The sequence below is a fragment of the Peribacillus phoenicis genome (assembly GCF_047238085.1).
Lineage (GTDB): Bacteria > Bacillota > Bacilli > Bacillales > DSM-1321 > Peribacillus.
In genome coordinates this window covers 1715313-1733332 of sequence record NZ_JBDFMF010000001.1, presented here as the reverse complement: position 1 = coordinate 1733332, position 18020 = coordinate 1715313, and the positions used below count along the sequence as shown (strand labels likewise).

At 40.1% G+C, this 18020-nt stretch carries 13 protein-coding genes and 2 pseudogenes; 2 read left to right on the top strand and 13 right to left on the bottom strand.

Annotated elements, in window-relative coordinates; translation table 11 throughout:
- Positions 1-5: 5 nt before the first annotated feature.
- Genes ABC374_RS08410 through ABC374_RS08400 form a run of 3 tightly spaced genes read right to left on the bottom strand, consistent with a single transcriptional unit; the run spans position 6 to position 3546 of the window.
- Positions 6-1490: an amino acid permease gene (locus tag ABC374_RS08410; protein WP_413016979.1), complete on the bottom strand. Its 1485-nt coding sequence runs from the start codon at positions 1488-1490 to the stop codon at positions 6-8.
- 36 nt (positions 1491-1526) lie between these two features.
- A complete protein-coding gene (locus tag ABC374_RS08405) occupies positions 1527-2657 on the bottom strand; it encodes an amidohydrolase (RefSeq protein ID WP_413016977.1) in 1131 nt (376 codons plus the stop codon).
- A 34-nt stretch (positions 2658-2691) separates the two neighbouring features.
- Positions 2692-3546 (bottom strand): MurR/RpiR family transcriptional regulator, encoded by an 855-nt coding sequence (locus tag ABC374_RS08400; RefSeq protein ID WP_350302238.1) that lies wholly within the window; start codon positions 3544-3546, stop codon positions 2692-2694.
- A gap of 948 nt (positions 3547-4494) precedes the next feature.
- Between ABC374_RS08400 and ABC374_RS08395 the strand changes: the two genes are divergently transcribed.
- Positions 4495-4911 (top strand): PaaI family thioesterase, encoded by a 417-nt coding sequence (locus tag ABC374_RS08395; RefSeq protein ID WP_413016975.1) that lies wholly within the window; start codon positions 4495-4497, stop codon positions 4909-4911.
- 158 nt (positions 4912-5069) lie between these two features.
- On the opposite strand, the gene ABC374_RS08390 is transcribed toward ABC374_RS08395, so the two are convergent.
- The 6 genes and pseudogenes from ABC374_RS08390 to ABC374_RS08365 all read right to left on the bottom strand — a co-directional run.
- Entirely contained in the window at positions 5070-5645 is a 576-nt protein-coding gene (locus ABC374_RS08390; protein ID WP_413016973.1) for a hypothetical protein, read from the bottom strand.
- Between the two features lie 438 nt (positions 5646-6083).
- Complete coding sequence (locus ABC374_RS08385; protein ID WP_413016971.1) at positions 6084-7313, bottom strand: MFS transporter; 1230 nt, start codon at positions 7311-7313, stop codon at positions 6084-6086.
- 60 nt (positions 7314-7373) lie between these two features.
- Positions 7374-8999, bottom strand: a complete 1626-nt coding sequence (locus ABC374_RS08380; protein WP_413016969.1) for an N-acyl-D-amino-acid deacylase family protein — start codon at positions 8997-8999, stop codon at positions 7374-7376.
- A 24-nt stretch (positions 9000-9023) separates the two neighbouring features.
- Positions 9024-10502: a M81 family metallopeptidase gene (locus ABC374_RS08375; protein WP_413016967.1), complete on the bottom strand. Its 1479-nt coding sequence runs from the start codon at positions 10500-10502 to the stop codon at positions 9024-9026.
- Positions 10503-10543: 41 nt separating this feature from the next.
- Entirely contained in the window at positions 10544-11863 is a 1320-nt protein-coding gene (locus ABC374_RS08370) for a helix-turn-helix domain-containing protein (protein WP_413016965.1), read from the bottom strand.
- 308 nt (positions 11864-12171) lie between these two features.
- Positions 12172-12282 (bottom strand): annotated as a pseudogene (locus ABC374_RS08365) (ATP-binding cassette domain-containing protein); the annotation flags it as partial.
- A 263-nt stretch (positions 12283-12545) separates the two neighbouring features.
- On the opposite strand from ABC374_RS08365, the gene ABC374_RS08360 reads away from it, so the two are divergent.
- The gene (locus ABC374_RS08360) at positions 12546-13298 is read left to right on the top strand and encodes a hypothetical protein (protein WP_413016963.1); all 753 of its coding nucleotides are present in this window, start codon (positions 12546-12548) and stop codon (positions 13296-13298) included.
- Between the two features lie 95 nt (positions 13299-13393).
- Here the strand turns inward: ABC374_RS08360 and ABC374_RS08355 are convergent, their stop codons facing one another.
- From ABC374_RS08355 to ABC374_RS08340, 4 genes and pseudogenes are all read right to left on the bottom strand, one after another.
- On the bottom strand, positions 13394-14992 hold the full coding sequence (locus tag ABC374_RS08355; protein WP_413016961.1) for a long-chain-fatty-acid--CoA ligase: 1599 nt from the start codon (positions 14990-14992) through the stop codon (positions 13394-13396).
- 66 nt (positions 14993-15058) lie between these two features.
- The gene (locus ABC374_RS08350; RefSeq protein WP_413016959.1) at positions 15059-15463 is read right to left on the bottom strand and encodes a PaaI family thioesterase; all 405 of its coding nucleotides are present in this window, start codon (positions 15461-15463) and stop codon (positions 15059-15061) included.
- Positions 15464-15549: 86 nt separating this feature from the next.
- Positions 15550-16734, bottom strand: coding sequence for a thiolase family protein (locus ABC374_RS08345; protein WP_413016957.1), 1185 nt, complete (start codon positions 16732-16734; stop codon positions 15550-15552).
- 69 nt (positions 16735-16803) lie between these two features.
- A pseudogene (locus ABC374_RS08340) lies at positions 16804-17951 on the bottom strand (acyl-CoA dehydrogenase family protein).
- Positions 17952-18020: the final 69 nt, after the last annotated feature.

Genomic DNA, 18020 nt, shown 5'->3' with positions numbered 1-18020 from the left:
AGAAATTATTCCACTTTACTGAAATCAGCCTCTTGCAATGGAGTCATTTTTGTTTTCTTTACGATTTTATAACCTAGAAAAGCCAGTAAAAATAATGGAAGCCCGATATAAGAAATTAAAATTCCATACCAGTCAATCTCAGGGCCGAAAAAAGCAGAGTAATTTTGTCCCAGGATAGCCGTAACACATAAAAATGTCGCTAATATTGGACCGAATGGGTACCATTTTGATACATAAGGTAAATCTTTTAAATCTCTTCCTTGTGCAATATATGCCTTCCGGAATCGATAATGTGTAATCGAAATTCCTAACCAGGATAAAAAGCCGGATAAACCTGCAGCATTCAATAACCAATTGTAAATCGAACCTTCACCGAAAAAAGAGGTCAGGAAAGCTGCCATCCCAACGATGGTAGAAAAGTACACAGCATTCACTGGAATGCCGCCTGAATTCACTTTTTTTAGAAACGAAGGGGCTTTGCCTTCTTTCGCCAGCACCCAAAGCACGCGAGAAGCCCCGTACATGGCCGAATTGCCCGCAGAAAGAACGGAAGTAAGAATGACCACATTCATAACGGAGGCAGCGATGGCAAGCCCTGCGTTTTGAAAAACTAGCGTAAAGGGACTTACCGCAATATCTTCAATATCCGAGCTTAACAAACGCGGATCATTATAGCTTATTAAAAATCCAATCACGATTATTGCCAATACATAAAACAAGAGCAGTCTCCAGAAGATTTGCTTAATGGCCTTTGGTATATTTTTTCTCGGGTTTTCACTCTCGCCGGCTGCAATTCCTACTAACTCGGTGCCTTGAAAGGCAAACCCGACCACCATAAAGACACTTATAATGGATAAAAAGCCTCCCTTAAACGGTGCCTCCCCTTTGGTGATATTTTCAAAACCTACGGCATCCCCTCCCATGATTCCTACAATCATTAATAACCCTACTGCTATAAAGATGATAATCGTCAAAACCTTTATAATGGCAAACCAGAATTCTGATTCTCCATATCCTTTTACCGATAAAATATTCAGGCCAAATATGAGTGCAAGAAATAATGCGCTCCAAATGATGCCCGGAACAGAAGGCAGCCAATATTTCATAATAAGGGAGGAGGCTGCTAATTCCAACGCGACTACGATTGCATTGTTATACCAATAGTTCCAACCGATCGCAAATCCTAAAGCCGGATCGACAAACCTTGATGTATAGGTACTAAAAGAGCCTGTGATAGGAATAAGGGCAGCCATTTCGGCTAAGCTTGTCATCAGGAAGTAAACCATGATTCCGGCAATTATATAGGCGGCTACAGCTCCTCCGGGACCCGCAGTATGAATAATGGAACCGCTTGCTAAAAATAGCCCTGTTCCAATGGTTCCGCCGATTGCGATCATGGAAAGATGCCTTGGTTTGAGTTTTCGCTCCAGTTGTTTTTCTTCAGCAGCTGTTTTGTCCCCGGTTTGTGATGTTTGTGCGGTATTTTCCATAAAACACCCCTTCATTAATTTTTTAAGTGAAAAATTTTATTCTCCTGCCGTCATCATTACTGTGTTAATTAAAATTTTCGTTCCATAAATAAGTGCTTTTAAATTAAACTTCATATCCGGATGGTGCAGACCAGGCGTTAGATCGCAGCCTAACCCTATCATGGTTGCTGTTAATTCAGGATTTTTGGCTGTATAAAAATGAAAATCCTCGCCTCCTTGAGAAACACAGACCGGAACGACATTTTCCGCCCCAAGGATATCTTCTATTGCGGCCTCAGCCAGCTTTATCGCTTTTTCATGCAAGGTCGCAGCGGGGACATATTCTTCCGCAGACCAGGAGATGGATGTTTCAGTTTGTTCCATTGTCTGGTCAATAGCATCCTTCGTTAAGCGATTCAGTTCATTCATTACATCATTTGACTGCGCTCTGGCATCAATAGCAAAGACAGCTGTTTCCGGGATAACATTTGATGCTTTGTTGTTTGTTTCAAATTGAGTCATTTTGATGGAATAAGGAGTTTCGGTTTCCAGATTAATCTGCTGTAATTTTTGGACCAGCAAAGCTGCTGCCTCGATTACATTTATTCCATCTTGCGGACGGGATGCATGGGCCTGAATGCCTTTGATTGTTCCCCTTATTGTTTCGGCTGAGCCATGGACAATGACGGGGGAAGCCTTCATATAAGGAACTTCCGTACTGGGTCTTACATGTATCCCGAATAAATATGTAACATTCTCCAACGCGCCATCATTGATCATTTGAAGAGCGCCTTCCCCTTTTTCTTCCGCAGGCTGAAATATAAATCGGAGAGAGTGTTTTGGCCGGATTCCGCTGGAGGCAATGGCCAATGCTGTATATAAAACCATTGTGCTATGTGCGTCGTGTCCACATGAATGATTTGCCTTTACAACTCCATCTACTTCCTGAACAAGCGCATCCATATCAGCCCTTAATGCCACAACCTTTTTTGAGATGCCTGGTATCTCGGCAATGATTCCATAATGGCTCTGAAATGTTTTTACGGTTATTCCTGCTTCCCTAAGACCATTTAATATATAGCTAGATGTTCTTTCCTCCCGCCAGCTTGGCTCAGCCAAGGAATGCAGGTCATGGTAGGACTTTATCAATGTTTCTTGATGCTGATCAATATATTGAATCGGGTTCATAATGATGCACCTCCCCCTTTACATGAATTTAAACTCATTCATTAAACACTTCATAACTTGAATATAGCCCTTCTAATTTTTGCTGATGGGTATATATCCGTTTTGCGTCTTTTTGATGTATGCCTGCAATAACCAAGTCCAATAAGCTAATGACGGAAGCGATTGAATTCGTTCCGGTTTCTGCGTTTTCTTCAGTTGTCAGTGCAATATCAGAGATGCGGCCAACAGGTGACAGGAGGCGGTCTGTAACTGAAATTAAACAAACTCCTTGTTCTTTTGCACACTCCGCAACTTTTAATGTTTCATTCGCATATCTTGGAAGGGAAAAAACAACTATCACAGACTTGTTAGTGAGATTACAAAACTTTTCATAGAAGTCACCTGTTGGAGAACATAAACTTACATTTTCCCTTAATGAACTTAGCGTATAGGAGAACCAATAGGCAGCAGCATGGGAAATCCGATGCCCTGCAATTAATATTTGGTCAGCCTGTATCAGGACATCGACCGCTTTCCATATATCCTGAACGTTCGTATGATCTAATAAGTGCCTTAAAATATGAACTTCGTTTTCTATCACTTTGGTAAATGGATCTTGCTTGTCATCAATGCTAAGAATGGAATCACTATTGGATATATCCGTTTGATTTTGGTGCAGCAGCTGTTTTTGAATTCGATCCTGCATTTTACTAAACCCTTCAAATCCTAATGAATAGGAAAACCGAATGACCGTCGTTTCACTGACCTCCGCTTCCCGACCAATTTGAAAAGCCGTTTTAAAGGCAGCTTGATCCAAATTTTCAATCAGGTAAGCGGCAACCTTTTTTTGACCTGTCGATAGATGGTCAAATCTTTCTTTCACTAATAATTTAAATGGTAGATTTTCCACAATGTCACTCCTTTCTGGTGAATCAAATACTTCTTTTTAACAAAATGAAGAAGGTAATACTTCTTTGTTTTATACACTATCACAATTTAATTAGAAAAAGAAGATGATTTTTTGATTTTTTTGATAATTATTAACTTCAAAATTCTAGTAACAATTTGCCTATCAGATAGTAAGCAAAAAAATGACTATTAAGAAAGCAGACTGTAGACAAATCCAAATAAAAGACCGTTTTTGCCTGCAGTTTTTTATTTTTAAAAAATCCCCGTGATTTCAGAAATCCGCTCCCTTTCCGCCGACTGTCTGCCGAGCCTCCTCGTCACAAGCGCCTGCGGGGTCTCGGCTAGCCAGTTATTCGGCAGGAGTGTCGCAAATTTCTTCAATCCATTAAGAATTATAGTAAAAAAACTTGAAGGATCATCCAGTTTTAAAATAATTCGGGATGAGACTATCCTAGAGTTTTTTCTTAATGGACGTTCCCTGTGATTTCTGAAATCCGCTCCCTTTCCGCCGACTGTCTGCCAAGCCTCCTCGACGCAAGCGTCTGTGGGGTCTAGGCTAGCCAGTTTTTCGGCAGGAGTGTCGCAAATTTCTTCAATCCATTAAGAATTATAGTAAAAAAACTTGAAGGATCATCCAGTCTTAAAATAATTCGGGAAGAGACTATCCTAGAGTTTTTTCTTAATAAACGTTCCCGTTGATTGGAACGGAAGGTGCGAGACTCCTGCGGGAAAAACGTGTCTAGGAGAGACCCCGCAGGCGCAAGCCGAGGAGGCTCCCCAGACCGCCCGCGGAAAGCGAGTGCCTGGAGTGGAAATCAAATCCACCACCAAATTACATTTCTTGGTTCGGGTCTCTAATTACTTTATTTGTAAAGTTAACTACTTCATTGACATTAAGATATATGTTAGAATATTCAGTAGTTTCAACTTATTCAAGGGGGGCTATTTAATGGGGGAATCATCTAAAGGACACGAACTTTTACAAGTTATAACGGAAGGGAAACAGCCTCCGAATTGTGATTTAACGTTGCAGATTGAAGCAAATCATGCACAGGATGGAATTGCTAGGGGACTATGGAAAGTGGATGAAAAATTCATAAACGGAAATGGTGTAGCAATGGGGGGATTTGTCACTTCTGCAGCAGATATTATTATGGCTTATGCGATCTCATCTAAATTAAGCATCGGACAATCCTTCGCATCGATTGATTTACATACTACCTTTCATCGGCCAGTAAGATTAGGAGATGTACAAGTTGAAGCAAAAGTAGACCGAATTGGAAAAAAAACAGCTTATGTACTGGCAGATTTATTTCAAAATGATAAAAAAGTGGCAAGTGTCGTGTCATCAGTTATGGTCCTTTAAACCAAATAAAAAAAGCATGTTGCACAAAAAATCCCTTCGTAACATGCTTCTTTCAATTAAATAATTCGGTAAATCAAGAACGGCTCACAAGATTTACCGCTTCGCCTAATCACTTCATTGTGAGCTCCATTATATATTTACTTGAAGTATCCCCATCATCAAACTAACCATCGCAACACAGGGCTTTTGAGATCCATGGTGAACAGACCGTAATCAATGACGACCATTTCATCATTCTCGTTATATCCGACATTATCCAATCGTAAATCTATTGGGATAATCCCGTACTTCAGGAGTTTTAATTCCAACTTGATCAGTTTCGTATATTCATTGATTGTATACGGCACTTTCGTGTCCACCTTCTTCATGATAATCCAGCCCGTACCATGCTCCTTAACCGGACAAAAATACTTTTTGACTTTCTCATTACAGTTATTATATATATAAGCTTCATTTGCATTGCTTAGTAATCCTACTTCCGAAAATGCAACTTTTAATATATAGCCATTATTTAAATCATAGACAACTCGGTTAAATCCATGCCCAATGATTTTATACTTGAACCTTAGCGTTTTTTTGGCAGAAGACATTTTTTGTCCAACTGTTTCATAAAATTGGAATTTCCCCATTTGAGATATCCAGGACTCAATGGCTTTTATCTCTTGCCGGGACAGCATTGTACTCTTATTCGTCTGATGTATCCTCGCCTTACCATTGTTAATAGGCCATAACATTCCCTAAACGTCTCCTTTTTTTTAATATTTGTTACTAGCGAGATGGGTTTCCAGGGATGAAAAAACAAGTACATAGAAGAATCAATAATAAGGAAAAGATTTTTGCAGCAGTTTCATGAACGGCAATTTCATAGGTATGGGTATGCTATTTGTCGTTCCTAAACCATTTCCAGCATCCATGGATCCATTACCGATCATGTTCTCAGTTTTTCAAGATTTCCCCTTCGTTATATAGTATGACTTTATTATTAAACGGCTTGTACTGTAGCTGAGGACCTGGAAAAAAACACTACACTTATTCCAATGAAGGGAATAGAGTGAGATAAAAATGCTTATTTTTTGAAGTCTTCTTAAATAAATTCAAAAACCTCGGGGTAGTTTATCCGAGGCTTTTGAATTTATGTTTTTTGATAAGTATGAAGAGGAATTTTTCAAGTGTTATGCTAATAAGTCTACATCTTTTGATTGCTCCATATGATTATTCTTTTTAATGGAAAGCGCAGCGATGATTGAAATTGCGGAACATGCGATTAAGAACCAAAAAGCCCCGTTGTAAGAACCTGTTAGTGTAATGATAAAGCCCATGACAAGCGGTGATATAAATCCTGCTGCCTGTGCCCCCATATTAATTATTCCCATTGCGGAACCGATAACCTGTTTAGACATGATTTTATGCGGCAAAGCAAAAGCAACTGTAAAGGCAAAACTTTTAAAGACCATACAAAGATTCAAATATACCATAGCTGCTACAATGGAGGTCGAGGTAAACATCATATATAGGAATATCCCTGACATAAGCATGCCAAATGCCGCATAATATTTTTCCAAGTTATTAAAAAACCTGTCAAGAAGCCATCCGCTGAACAACATAGCAACTCCAGTTGAGATACCCGGTAACGCTGCATAAAAACCCATGGACAACAGATCCATCCCCCTAGCTTCCATCAAATAGGATGGAATCCAGGAAGAAAGTCCCCAATTTACTATTCCGGCAGCAAACCACATCACAGTTATTTTCCACAAGCCAGAATTCGTCAGTAATTCCTTCATGGGAACACTATTCTCTTTTAATGTTTTGTTTGAAGCAGTGCTTTCTTTTGGTTTAAAATATACCCAGAAAGCTATCGTTAACAATATTCCTAGCAACCCGATTACATAAAACATGTTTCTCCAGCCCATAAATAATATCATCGGCGCGGCCACCAGTGGGGCAAGTGCCATCCCAAAGTAATTGGATGACATTAAGTAAGCAGAAGCCTTTGGCCTTTCTTCTCGGAGAAAATAATCCGCAATCCCCTTTTGGGAAGCGGAAGGATACCCTCCTTGACCAAGCCCGAAGAGAAAACGTATAACAAGTAACGAAATAAGAGACCAGGCAAAACCGGTAAATACTGTAAAAACAGACCAAACAATGATAGACCATATTAAGACTTTTCTGGAACCCAGTTTATCCGTTAGCCACCCTCCTGGTATTTGCATGATAGCATAGGATAAGAAGAAGCTACTCAAGATTGCCCCGACAGCGGCAGCATCCAAATTAAATTCTTCCTTAATAGATACAACAGCCACACTCATGACCATCCGATCCAAATAATCAACCAGATAACCAACGAACAGCAAAAATAATATAAAGTGCTTATTCTGGGACCCTCCAATGTAACGCTTCATCTTATTCCTCCCTTTTCTACTAATCCTTCATTTTTCTTTCCATAGGCGAATTGATAGGGACTATCTATCGATCCTAAATGTTGCCACTTTATCTATTTTTGAACTTTGGAACCTTCTAATTACCTTTCCATCTCGTGCTCCTGTGTATTCCCCATGATAAACGGTTAATTTCCCATTTATATAAACCACATGTATGCCCTCAGGCTCTAATAACGGCTCTTCAAATGTAGCTCTATCTTTAATTATTTCGGGATCAAATATAACAATATCTGCCTGATATCCCTCTTTTATTAACCCCCTATCCTTTAATCTCATTAACTGCGCAGGAGCACCTGTCATTCGACGAATCGCTTGTTCAAGCGTCAAAGCTCCTTCATCCCTAACATATTTGCCTAATACTCTCGGAAATGTCCCATATAATCGAGGATGCGGCTTACCTCCAAAAATCCCATCCGATCCCACCACTTGTAGTGGATGACACATACTCAGCAAAACATCTTCCGCAAAGCCCCAATGAATAACCATTGCTACATTCCCTTTTTCCTCAATGAGAATATCAAATGCGGCATCTTCAGGGGATTGTTGCCTAATTTCTGAAATTTCAATCATGTTCTTACCTTCTAAGCATTTATTAGAATCCGTTTGAACGGATGTAATAATAATATTTTTCCAGCCACAATTCAAAACCCAATTTTCATACTCTGTGTTTGTTTTAAATTCATCAGAGATTCTTTTTCTGATTTCTGGAATACTCAATCGTATCAGCGTTTCTTCCGTTCCCCCTGAATGCATCCAAGGTGGAAGTATGGCATGAAAAACGGTTGAAGCGGCTGAATATGGATATTGATCAAAGGTAATTTCAATACCTTCCTTTCTAGCGGCATTCATCTTGTCCAGTGCTTTCTTAAATTTATACCTATTTCCCTGGCCGATTATCTTAAAATGGGAAATATGCAATCTTACACCGGATTGTCTGGAAACATCTATGACTTCATCCAAAGCTGTTAAAGAATGAATGCTTTCATTCCGAATATGGACAACGAAACAGCCGTCATATTTCGCGGTACCCTTACATATTTCAATCAATTCTTCCTTATTGGAGAAAACATTTGGGGGATATACCAATCCTGAGGACAAGCCTACTGCTCCCATACGCATTCCTTCCTCGACCAGCAAACGCATTTTTTCCAGTTCCTGTTTAGTAGCCACTCTATCCTCAAATCCCATGACCAAGGAACGAACCGCGCCATGAGGTACCAGGTAAGCTGCGTTGCCTATTATTTTTGACTTTTCTAGAAATGAAAAATATTCATCTATGCTATTCCATGGCCACTCCCCAATATCGCCATTTAGTCCACTTAATTGTTTTTGCCATAACGGCTTTGTTTCTTCTGATACAGGAGCGACAGAAATGCCATCCTGTCCAAATAATTCTGTAGTCACACCCTGAAGTGCCTTTATTTTATGAACTTCCGGAACGGTGCAAAGTAAATCGGAATGGACATGTGGATCAATAAATCCTGGTGAAACTGCCAACCCATTGGCATCGATAATTTGCTCAGCCTGTTCGCTGCTTAAATTCCCGATAATAGTAATTCTCCCATCCTCTATTCCAATGTCAGTTTTCGTCCAAGGGTTCCCTGTTCCATCATAAACCCTTCCATTTTTTATTATCACGTCTAGCATTTGATCACATCCTTTTTATGTTAGTTAGACTAATAGATGATTCAAAATAGAATCAAAAGGGTAAATCGGTCTGGTTATATTCTTGTAATCAAAGGTTGATAACTTTGCACTGCTTAACCCTGGCGAGTCAACCGTTATTATTTCTTTAGCAATAGGCATGAAGGCTGCCCGGAAATGGTGTGATGATTTCAAACCAACAATACTTGATTTCTCAACATCTATTCCATGTAGGAGGAAAATTTGTTCATCAAACGTCTGTGAATTTACAGAGCATACAATGATATCCACATTTCCAACCGTTAATCTTGCACTTCTCCCCAAGTTCACTTTGCTTCCATTCCACATCGGTGAGGATTGAATAAACTTGCCATCAGAAAGGCTTTTTACATAAGCTGATATTTTTAGAGGGTTACCATGTAATGTATCTGTTTTACCACCTAATTCAACATGAATTAGGGAACCCACACCTTCTTTATGGGCCATTTTTGCTACTTCCGGATCAAAAATAAATCCAAAGCAGCTATTTAGAATGTTTGCTTCAATCATTTCTTTCAATAAAAAGGTCCCATCGCCTGGTGTACCTGCACCAGGGTTATCAGAAGCTTCATTAATGATGATTGGCATTTCAGTTCGGGAGAAAGCATATGAAATGGCTTTCTTTGGTGTCGGTAATATAGGAAAAAATTCATCTTTCTTCTCAAAAATTCTAACAGCTATATCATCTGAAATTTTTTGTGCTAAAGAGGGTTCATTATTCGTAATGGTAATTACAGAAACTCCTGCGTGAGGGATATCTGAATAGGGAAAGCCGTGAAATAAGGTGCAATCAAGCACCTCAGGATGCTTTTCCCATTCTTCGCACCATTCATTGATTTCTTTAATCGGAGAAAAGTAGGAGGTTGTAGTAGGGATAAGTAATGGTAATTTCGTTAGAGCCATTTCCGGGTTTACTTTCCCTTGAATGATGCGAGCAGTTAAATCAATCGCTTCAGTCCCCCTTTCATAGGAATCCGTATGAGGGTAATCTATATTGCCGAGTAGTACATTAGCTTCTTTAACCATGGTTTCCGTAATATTGCCATGCAGGTCCAAAGCAACTACAATTGGTATTTCTGATCCCAAAATGCTTCTTAATTCCGATAAAATTTCACCTTCAATATCGTCAATTCCTTCTGCTACTCCTGCTCCATGAAGAAATAGACAAATCCCATCCAGTTTGCCAGAATTCATAATGCTAGATATTAATAGATTTTTTGCTTTTTGGAACGTTTCCTGTGTTATCGTTCCTGAAGGATTGGCCATGGCTGCAAAGGTCGGCACAATTTCAATCCCCAGCTCTTCTCCCCGATCGATCATCCCACCCAAATAATCTAATACATCAGTATGCCTTTCGAGAAGTTCCTCTCCTTGGGTCCATTCCCAGACTTTAAATAAGTCGACTGTCGTTCTTACTCGAGAAAACGTATTCGTTTCATGGGCCAACTGACCGATTGCTATTCTCATAAAATTACCCCTTTCTTCACTCGTATTGACTAATAAAAATCCTATCTGACTGACTCCTTGGAAAATTGAAATTCATACAGCTGTCGGGGTCTTCCTCGGTGTATGGGCTGTTCCTCACCAACGATGACAGCTAGATTCGTATTTTCAAGGGTATTCAGGATTCTCCTTGCGCTCCTAATGGTTAAACCTAGTCCGTTAGCAAGATCATTTGCTGTGATGCATCTATTGCCAAAGTACTCACAAAAGGAAAGTAATTTGTTTATGGTTGCAATACTGAGTCCAGCTGTTTTTGCTAAGTTCATTAGATGTGGATCATCACTCCGCAAGGAATATTTCAATCTCCTATCTTTTCCAACAGGTCCAAAAACAGTTCCATCCATGTCAACCACAAAGCAACTCGGTTTATTAACTTTCGCTTTCATAAGTGCTTTACGAGCACTCACTTCCGCTTCGTTTGCTGTATGTCCGAATCCTATTCCGATGGTGGTCTCTACATCGATTTTCATGGCTATCTCATCTAACAAAGGAGCTTTTTTATATTTATGGGTAGTCCTTTCAATGGCGCCCCGAGTGGTTATAAATCGCACTTCATCTCGTTCTGACCAATCAAAAATAGCCTGGGCCTCTTCACAAAAATCTATAAGAAGATTTTGCAGTACAGCCTTTTTTCGCTGTTCTCCATATTCTGATATGGGCTTTTTTAAAGAAGAAAGCAAGTTATTAAAATGCAGGATTCCAATTGCAATTTGTGTATCGCTTTGAAGCAGGGCCTTCCCTTCTAAAAGAACATTATTCAGGCTAGTTCGAATAGCAGACATAGTAGGGACAACCCTGAATACTAGCACCCCTAGCCCTTTTAACGATTCGTATACGGATTTAACACATGTAACTGCCACTTGAGTTTGATTATTTTTCCATAGTTCATAATGAAAATGAACCAATTCATCTGCTTTTTGATCGGATTTTAGAAACAGCTTTTCTGGATATATTTCTAAATCCTCCAAACATTCTTTTACTTCTCTAGTTGGCAATGTGTCTATACTAATCCTCAACGGTTCCTTAATTGGATTAAATGAGGTTTCTGTAATGATCTTAAAAAGAGTACGATACAAAGATGTACCTGTTGAAGGAATAAAAACCATAGGCTTAGTAATATTTTGATTCTTTGCTATTTGATAAGGGATGGTGCCTAAAAAGAATAAAACATCCGCCTCATCGACTCTTTTTTTTATCACATCTATTGTTTCCTGTTCATGTTTGTACGGTGCAGGGAACATGGTAATGTCGGAGTACGATTGGCCGATGGTAAACACTAGTTCTACTAAATCTAAAGGACCTATAACTAATACTTTTGTATTCATTCATCCTCCACCTATTTTCAAATAATACTGAATAGTAAGTTTTTATTATTGTTTATAACTTTAACTATCAAAATATTAAAAGTAAATGTCTGTTAATGGACCGAATTACGTTTTTTTGAGCAGTCAGTTATTTATTTGATCTTTCTCCATTCCATTTCCACTAGAGGATACTATATCTTCGTACATTATATTCACTTCAAATAAACCCCGTTAGTTTAAAACTCCCTTTATCCAGTTGGCCATTTGCTTGAATTTTGAATAGGATTTTTTCTATTAAGATTAAATATTAATAGGAAAATAACTAACCATTCAAGTAGCTGTAAGATGGACATACTTGTAACGGTTTTACCACTGCCACTTTCCCCAACGAGACCGAGTACCTTTTCTTGTTTAAGTTCAAAATTAATGTCCTGAACAAGGACTATAGTTAACTGAATGGTAGCTGGCATACGATATGTAACCTCGTCCCAGTGAACCCAAAAAGTTAGACATTTTATTTAAATAAGCAGCCTTAAGGACATGTACCCGGAAATCTACTGGGCTCCTGCCTTTTAATTTCTTCAGATACCCAATCCCACCATATGCAAAAAAAATGGTATATTATTCTTTGACATCAATGGTTTAAGACAAGGAGTGATGAAGTATTCGTAAAAGTTGGATCATTTCAGCAATAGTTGGATTATTGCTTATTTGTTTAAGTGTAATTGCCTTCAATTATTTCAAGAGCGATAAAACTGAAAAAGGGAAAAATGCGGAAGCCAAGGAATCCAAAATTCCTGAGGTAGAGGAATATGGCGGGATCCATCTAAAAAAAGTCGGCGATAAGGTTCACCAAAAAAATTGGGGAACATTCACATTACTAGAAACGAAGTCTATTAATGAGTCATTTGAATTGGCACCCATGGTCATCACAGTCAAGGATATCCGCAGGATTCAATTATCATCACTTACAGATGAAACAAAGGAGGAGCTCAAGGCCTATACGGGATTGAGTTTTGAAGAGGCCTATTCGATATATTATAAAGAGAATTTATCCATGGAGGAAATCGATCAACAGGCGGCGTTGTCTAAAACGGATATCGATGAAGAGGTTTCTTTTCTAGAGATAACTTATTCTGTTGAAAATAAGGACTCGAAGGAACTTCAGTTCTTCAGCATGGAAAATGTTACTTTCAATGATGATCTTACATATGATGTGCCTTCTAAAAATTTCATCCATTCGGGGGATACTTTTATAGGGACAAAAAAAGTAAGTCGTTCAGATTACCAACCAGGAGAATTGAGAAAAGGCACAATTGGTTTATTGGTTGATCCCGAGGCAAACTTAGATCGGCTCGATTCCTTTTCATTCACTACCGATGATATAGCGGATGGTGAGTCTCATGAATTATTGGTGGATGGGACTTCATTTGATATTCCCCTAAAAGGAAAGTAGTTTTATAGTCTATAAACCCTAAATAAGGGGAACCTCGAAAAAAGGTTTCACTTATTTAAGGTTTCATCTGAGCTCCCTTACGATAACTGTTATGCTTATCTCTCCCCGGCAGTAGGGCTCTGCGTTGCTTCCTCCATTAATATTCTACGCAATATTTTCCCGACAGCTGATTTTGGCAGTTGCTCCCTGAACTCAAAACTTCGCGGCACTTTATATCTGGCCAATCGTTGCATGCAATACTCCTTGATTTCCTGCTCCGAGACTGACTTTCCCTTCTTTAAGACTATAACCGCTTTTACCGTTTCCCCTCGGTATGAATCCGGTACTCCATATACACATGTCTCTTTTACGGCTGGATGCTGATAAATAATATCCTCGACTTCAATTGGATAAACATTATAACCGCTTGCAATGATCATATCTTTCTTCCTGCCTACGATATAAAAATATCCGTCTTCATCCATCGTCGCGATATCCCCAGTGTAAAGCCATCCATCTCGCAAAGCTGTTGCCGTTGCCTCTGGATTTTTCCAATATCCCCTCATTACTTGCGGACCTTTAATGATCAGTTCGCCTGTTTCTCCTGCTGGCAATTCATCAATACCTGTTTTCAGATTGACGATTTTAGCATCGGTATTAGGGTATGGAATTCCGATACTTCCTGGTTTTTTCTGTCCTATGACTGGATTGCGGTGTGTAGTGGGTGAAGTTTCCGACATTCCAAAACCTTCAAATATTGTAACCCGTAATTTTTTTTCGAACTGTTGAATGATTTCTATCGGGAGCGGGGCAGAACCACAGCTGCAGTACTTAAAGCAGCTTAAATCGTCAGCCTTTATATCCGGGTGATTCAGTAAAGCAATATACATGGTCGGGACACCAGGAAAAATGGTTGGCCGATGTGTTCGAATCAAATCTACCACCTTATTTATTTCAAATTTCTCTAATGTGATATAAGTTGATCCGGCATATATGGCACTATTCAATCGTCCATTACCAAACACATGGAATAATGGGGTCAAGCCAAGCATCCGTTCGCCAGGCCTTTGGAGTTGTAGCGCATTTGCCGTGAAGGCAAAGTCTTGAAATACATTCGAGATCAAATTATAGTGCGTGAGCATAACCCCTTTTGATTTCCCTGTAGTCCCTCCTGTATATTGAAGAACAGCCACAGCTTCCTTGGGGTCGATAGCCAGGGCAGGAAGTTCCTTATCTTTCCTTGATAAATCGGTTCCAGTTTCCATTAATTGCTCGGCAGATATGAACGTTAATCTATCAGAAAAACTTGTTAGCACTAACTTTTCCCGCTGTTCCTCACGCCCAATGAACCAATTGGCTTCTGAATCCCGTAATATATAATCCAATTCACCCGACAAATACAGCGGGTTCACTTGAACGACCATACCTCCCAAACGATGAATGGCATAATAGGCAATGATATATTCTAGACAATTTGGCAGCATGATTGCTATACGATCGTCTTTTTGAAATCCACGGTTGTCTAAATTCACAGCAAAACGATCTGAGGCATCCTTTAATTCCATATATGTCATTTCCCGATCCCCATCTATTACGGCTTTGCAGGTTGGGAAAAGTCGGGCTGAACGTTCAAGGAGTCCATATAATGACAATGTTGGAATGTCAATTTCAGCAGGAGTTTCTTTCGGATAAAATCCATGCCAATTTCTAGTCAATTTTTTCACACCTCATTCTTTTCTAATAAAATGGAGCATAGGCAAGCCAACTTTGTCTTCCTTGCCTCATTTATCCCGAATGATTTTAAAAATTCCTGTGCCCTTTGCGATGATGTTGCCTTCAGTATCTTTTATTTCTCCTTCAGTAAAGGCAATTTTATATCCTTTTTGAAGGACTTTTGCTTCCGCAAACAATTCCCCGCTCGATATGCTGGCTAAATAATGTACAGTTAAACTTGTCGTCACGACTTTAGATTTGGTAACGGAGCGTGTCACCATTCCTAGAATGGTATCCAGCATGGTAGCATGAATGCCTCCGTGCAGTGTTCCATTAACATTAAGTAAATGTTCTTCAACGTTTAACTTTATCGTTACATTCCCTTCTTCAAATCGAATGATTTCAAACCCTATATGTGAAAAGAATGCACTACTTTCGAATTGGTTCCTAATATCCTCCACTTCAACAGGCAATCTTCCTCCCCCTCACTTTTGCGCAATTCAACTTATATACGGAAAGGAGCAGAAACGTATGGGGTTTCCACTCCTTTATCGTTGGCCTATATCGTTTCAATCATGATAGCCATTCCCTGTCCGCCGCCAACACAAAGTGTAGCAACTCCATATCTTTCTTTCCTGCGAATCAGTTCATATATTAGCGTTGTCACAATCCGGGCGCCTGTCGATCCGACTGGGTGCCCAAGTGCAATGGCTCCCCCATTTACATTAACCTTGTTTTCATCTAGCGATAAATCTCTGATTACTGCCAACGCCTGTGAAGCGAACGCTTCATTTAATTCGAAAAGCCCAATATCTTCTACTTTTTTTCCGGTACGCTCCATAAGTTTTCCAACTGCTGGTACTGGACCAATTCCCATCACTTCAGGAGAAACTCCGGCAGTCGCCCAATCGACAATCTTTGCGATTGGCTGTACTTGCAACCGTTCCGCTTCACTGGCTTTCATTAATACCAATGCTGCTGCCCCGTCATTACGGCCACAAGCATTACCGGCAGTGACTGTTCCGTTTTCCCTGAATGACGGTTTTAAGCCTGCAAGTTTTTCCATTGTGGTGTCCGGGCGCGGATATTCATCCGTTTCAATCGTAACCGTACTCTTCCTGTCAGAAACTTGAACAGGAACAATCTCATCTTTGAACTTTCCTTCTTCTATCGCTTTCGCCGCTCTTCGTTGACTTTCCACTGAAAAGGCATCTTGTTCTTCTCTGGAAATGTTGTATCGCTGTGCCACATTTTCAGCGGTAATTCCCATCCCCAAACCTTTTCCATAAATTTCTTGAGGCTGCTGTCCCGCTTCAGTATTTGAATCCACTAGCTTAGTCCTGTCTCCCCCAAAACGGGCACTTCTTAAATAAAGAGGTGCGCGGCTCATGCTTTCCGTACCGCCGGCAACGACTATATTGGCTTGACCTGAGCTTATTTGCTGCGCTGCTGAGGTAATGGCCTGCATCCCGGATGCACATAAGCGGTTTACCGTAAAAGCCGGTGCCGAATCGGGAATTCCTGAGCGCAGTGCTGCAACTCTCGCTACATTCGAGGATTCGGTCGTCTGCCTAACCTCCCCGAAAATGACTTCATCCACTTGTTCAGTTGCAATATTCGCCCGCTTGATCGCTTCTTTAATGGCAATGCTCGCCAAATGACCGGAACTGATCTCTTTAAATGCACCACCGTACCTTCCAATTGGTGTTCGTACAGCACTCACGATCACGATATCTTCACCCATTTCGTTCCTCCCCCTTAAAATCCGGATACCTGGGCAAAAGATTACCTGCCCGAATAAAACAGTAAACACTTAACACTCTTCCAAGACATTCCTAGCAATGATTAAACGTTGGATTTCATTCGTTCCTTCATAGATCTTCGTTATGCGGGCATCCCGATAAAAACGTTCAACTGGATATTCGGCCATATATCCCATTCCGCCATGAATTTGAACCGCTTTATCCGCCACCCGATTAAAAACGTCTGAAGCGAACAGTTTTGCCATAGACGCTTCCTTGATCACTTTTTTTCCTTCATCAATCTTTTGTGCCGCCATCATCGTCAATGCCCTTGCCGCTTCCGTTTCGGTTGCCATATCAGCAAGCATCCATTGAATCGCTTGGTTGTCTGCGATTGGTTTACCGAATTGAATGCGCTCTTTTGCATATTTGGCTGATAATTCAATTAATTTACCACTTGACCCCACTGCTCTTGCAGCCAATCCGACCCGCCCTTCAGCTAAAATTTTAAGGGCAGAGATATATCCCATTCCCACTTCGCCGATCACATTTTCTTCGGGTATGATACAATCCTCAAAAATGACCTGTGAGGTATATGATCCTCTCAACCCCATTTTTTTGTCCTTTTTGCCGACAGTCAAACCAGGAAAATCTCTTTCTACTAAAAAAGCTGTAATCCCTCCCTTTGCCCCTTTATCTTTATCCGTTAGAGCGAATACTGTATAAACATCAGCAATCGGCCCATTCGTGATGAAATGTTTCGTCCCGTTCATCACCCAGTAATCACCCTTCTTTTCTGCACTTGTTGCCAAATTGGTTGCATCCGATCCCGCTCCGGGTTCAGATAAAGCAAAGGCACCAATTTTCGTGCCTGCTGCCATTTCTGGCAAGTATTTATTTTTCAAATGTTCGGATGCAAGCTTAACCAAACCTGTACTTCCAATCCCGGTGTGAGCGCTTATTAATGAAACGAAACCATTATGTGTCCTTCCTAACTGCTCTAATACGGTAGCCTTTCCCACCGAATTTAAGCCAATTCCACCGTATTGTTCGGTATGCTTATCCCGAATAAGCCAAGGTCTTTTGCTTTTTCCACCAAATGCTCAGGGATGGCATCTTCTTCTTCAATTTGTATGGCGTAGGGTTCCACTTCCCTTTCAACAAAATTACGGATCATTTCCTTCATTTGCTGCATTTCCTTGGTTAAAGTGATTGTCATGAGTTTATTTCCTCCTTAGGTCTGTTCATGTATAGCAGCCATTGTACAAGTTTTCTTAATAGGGCATAT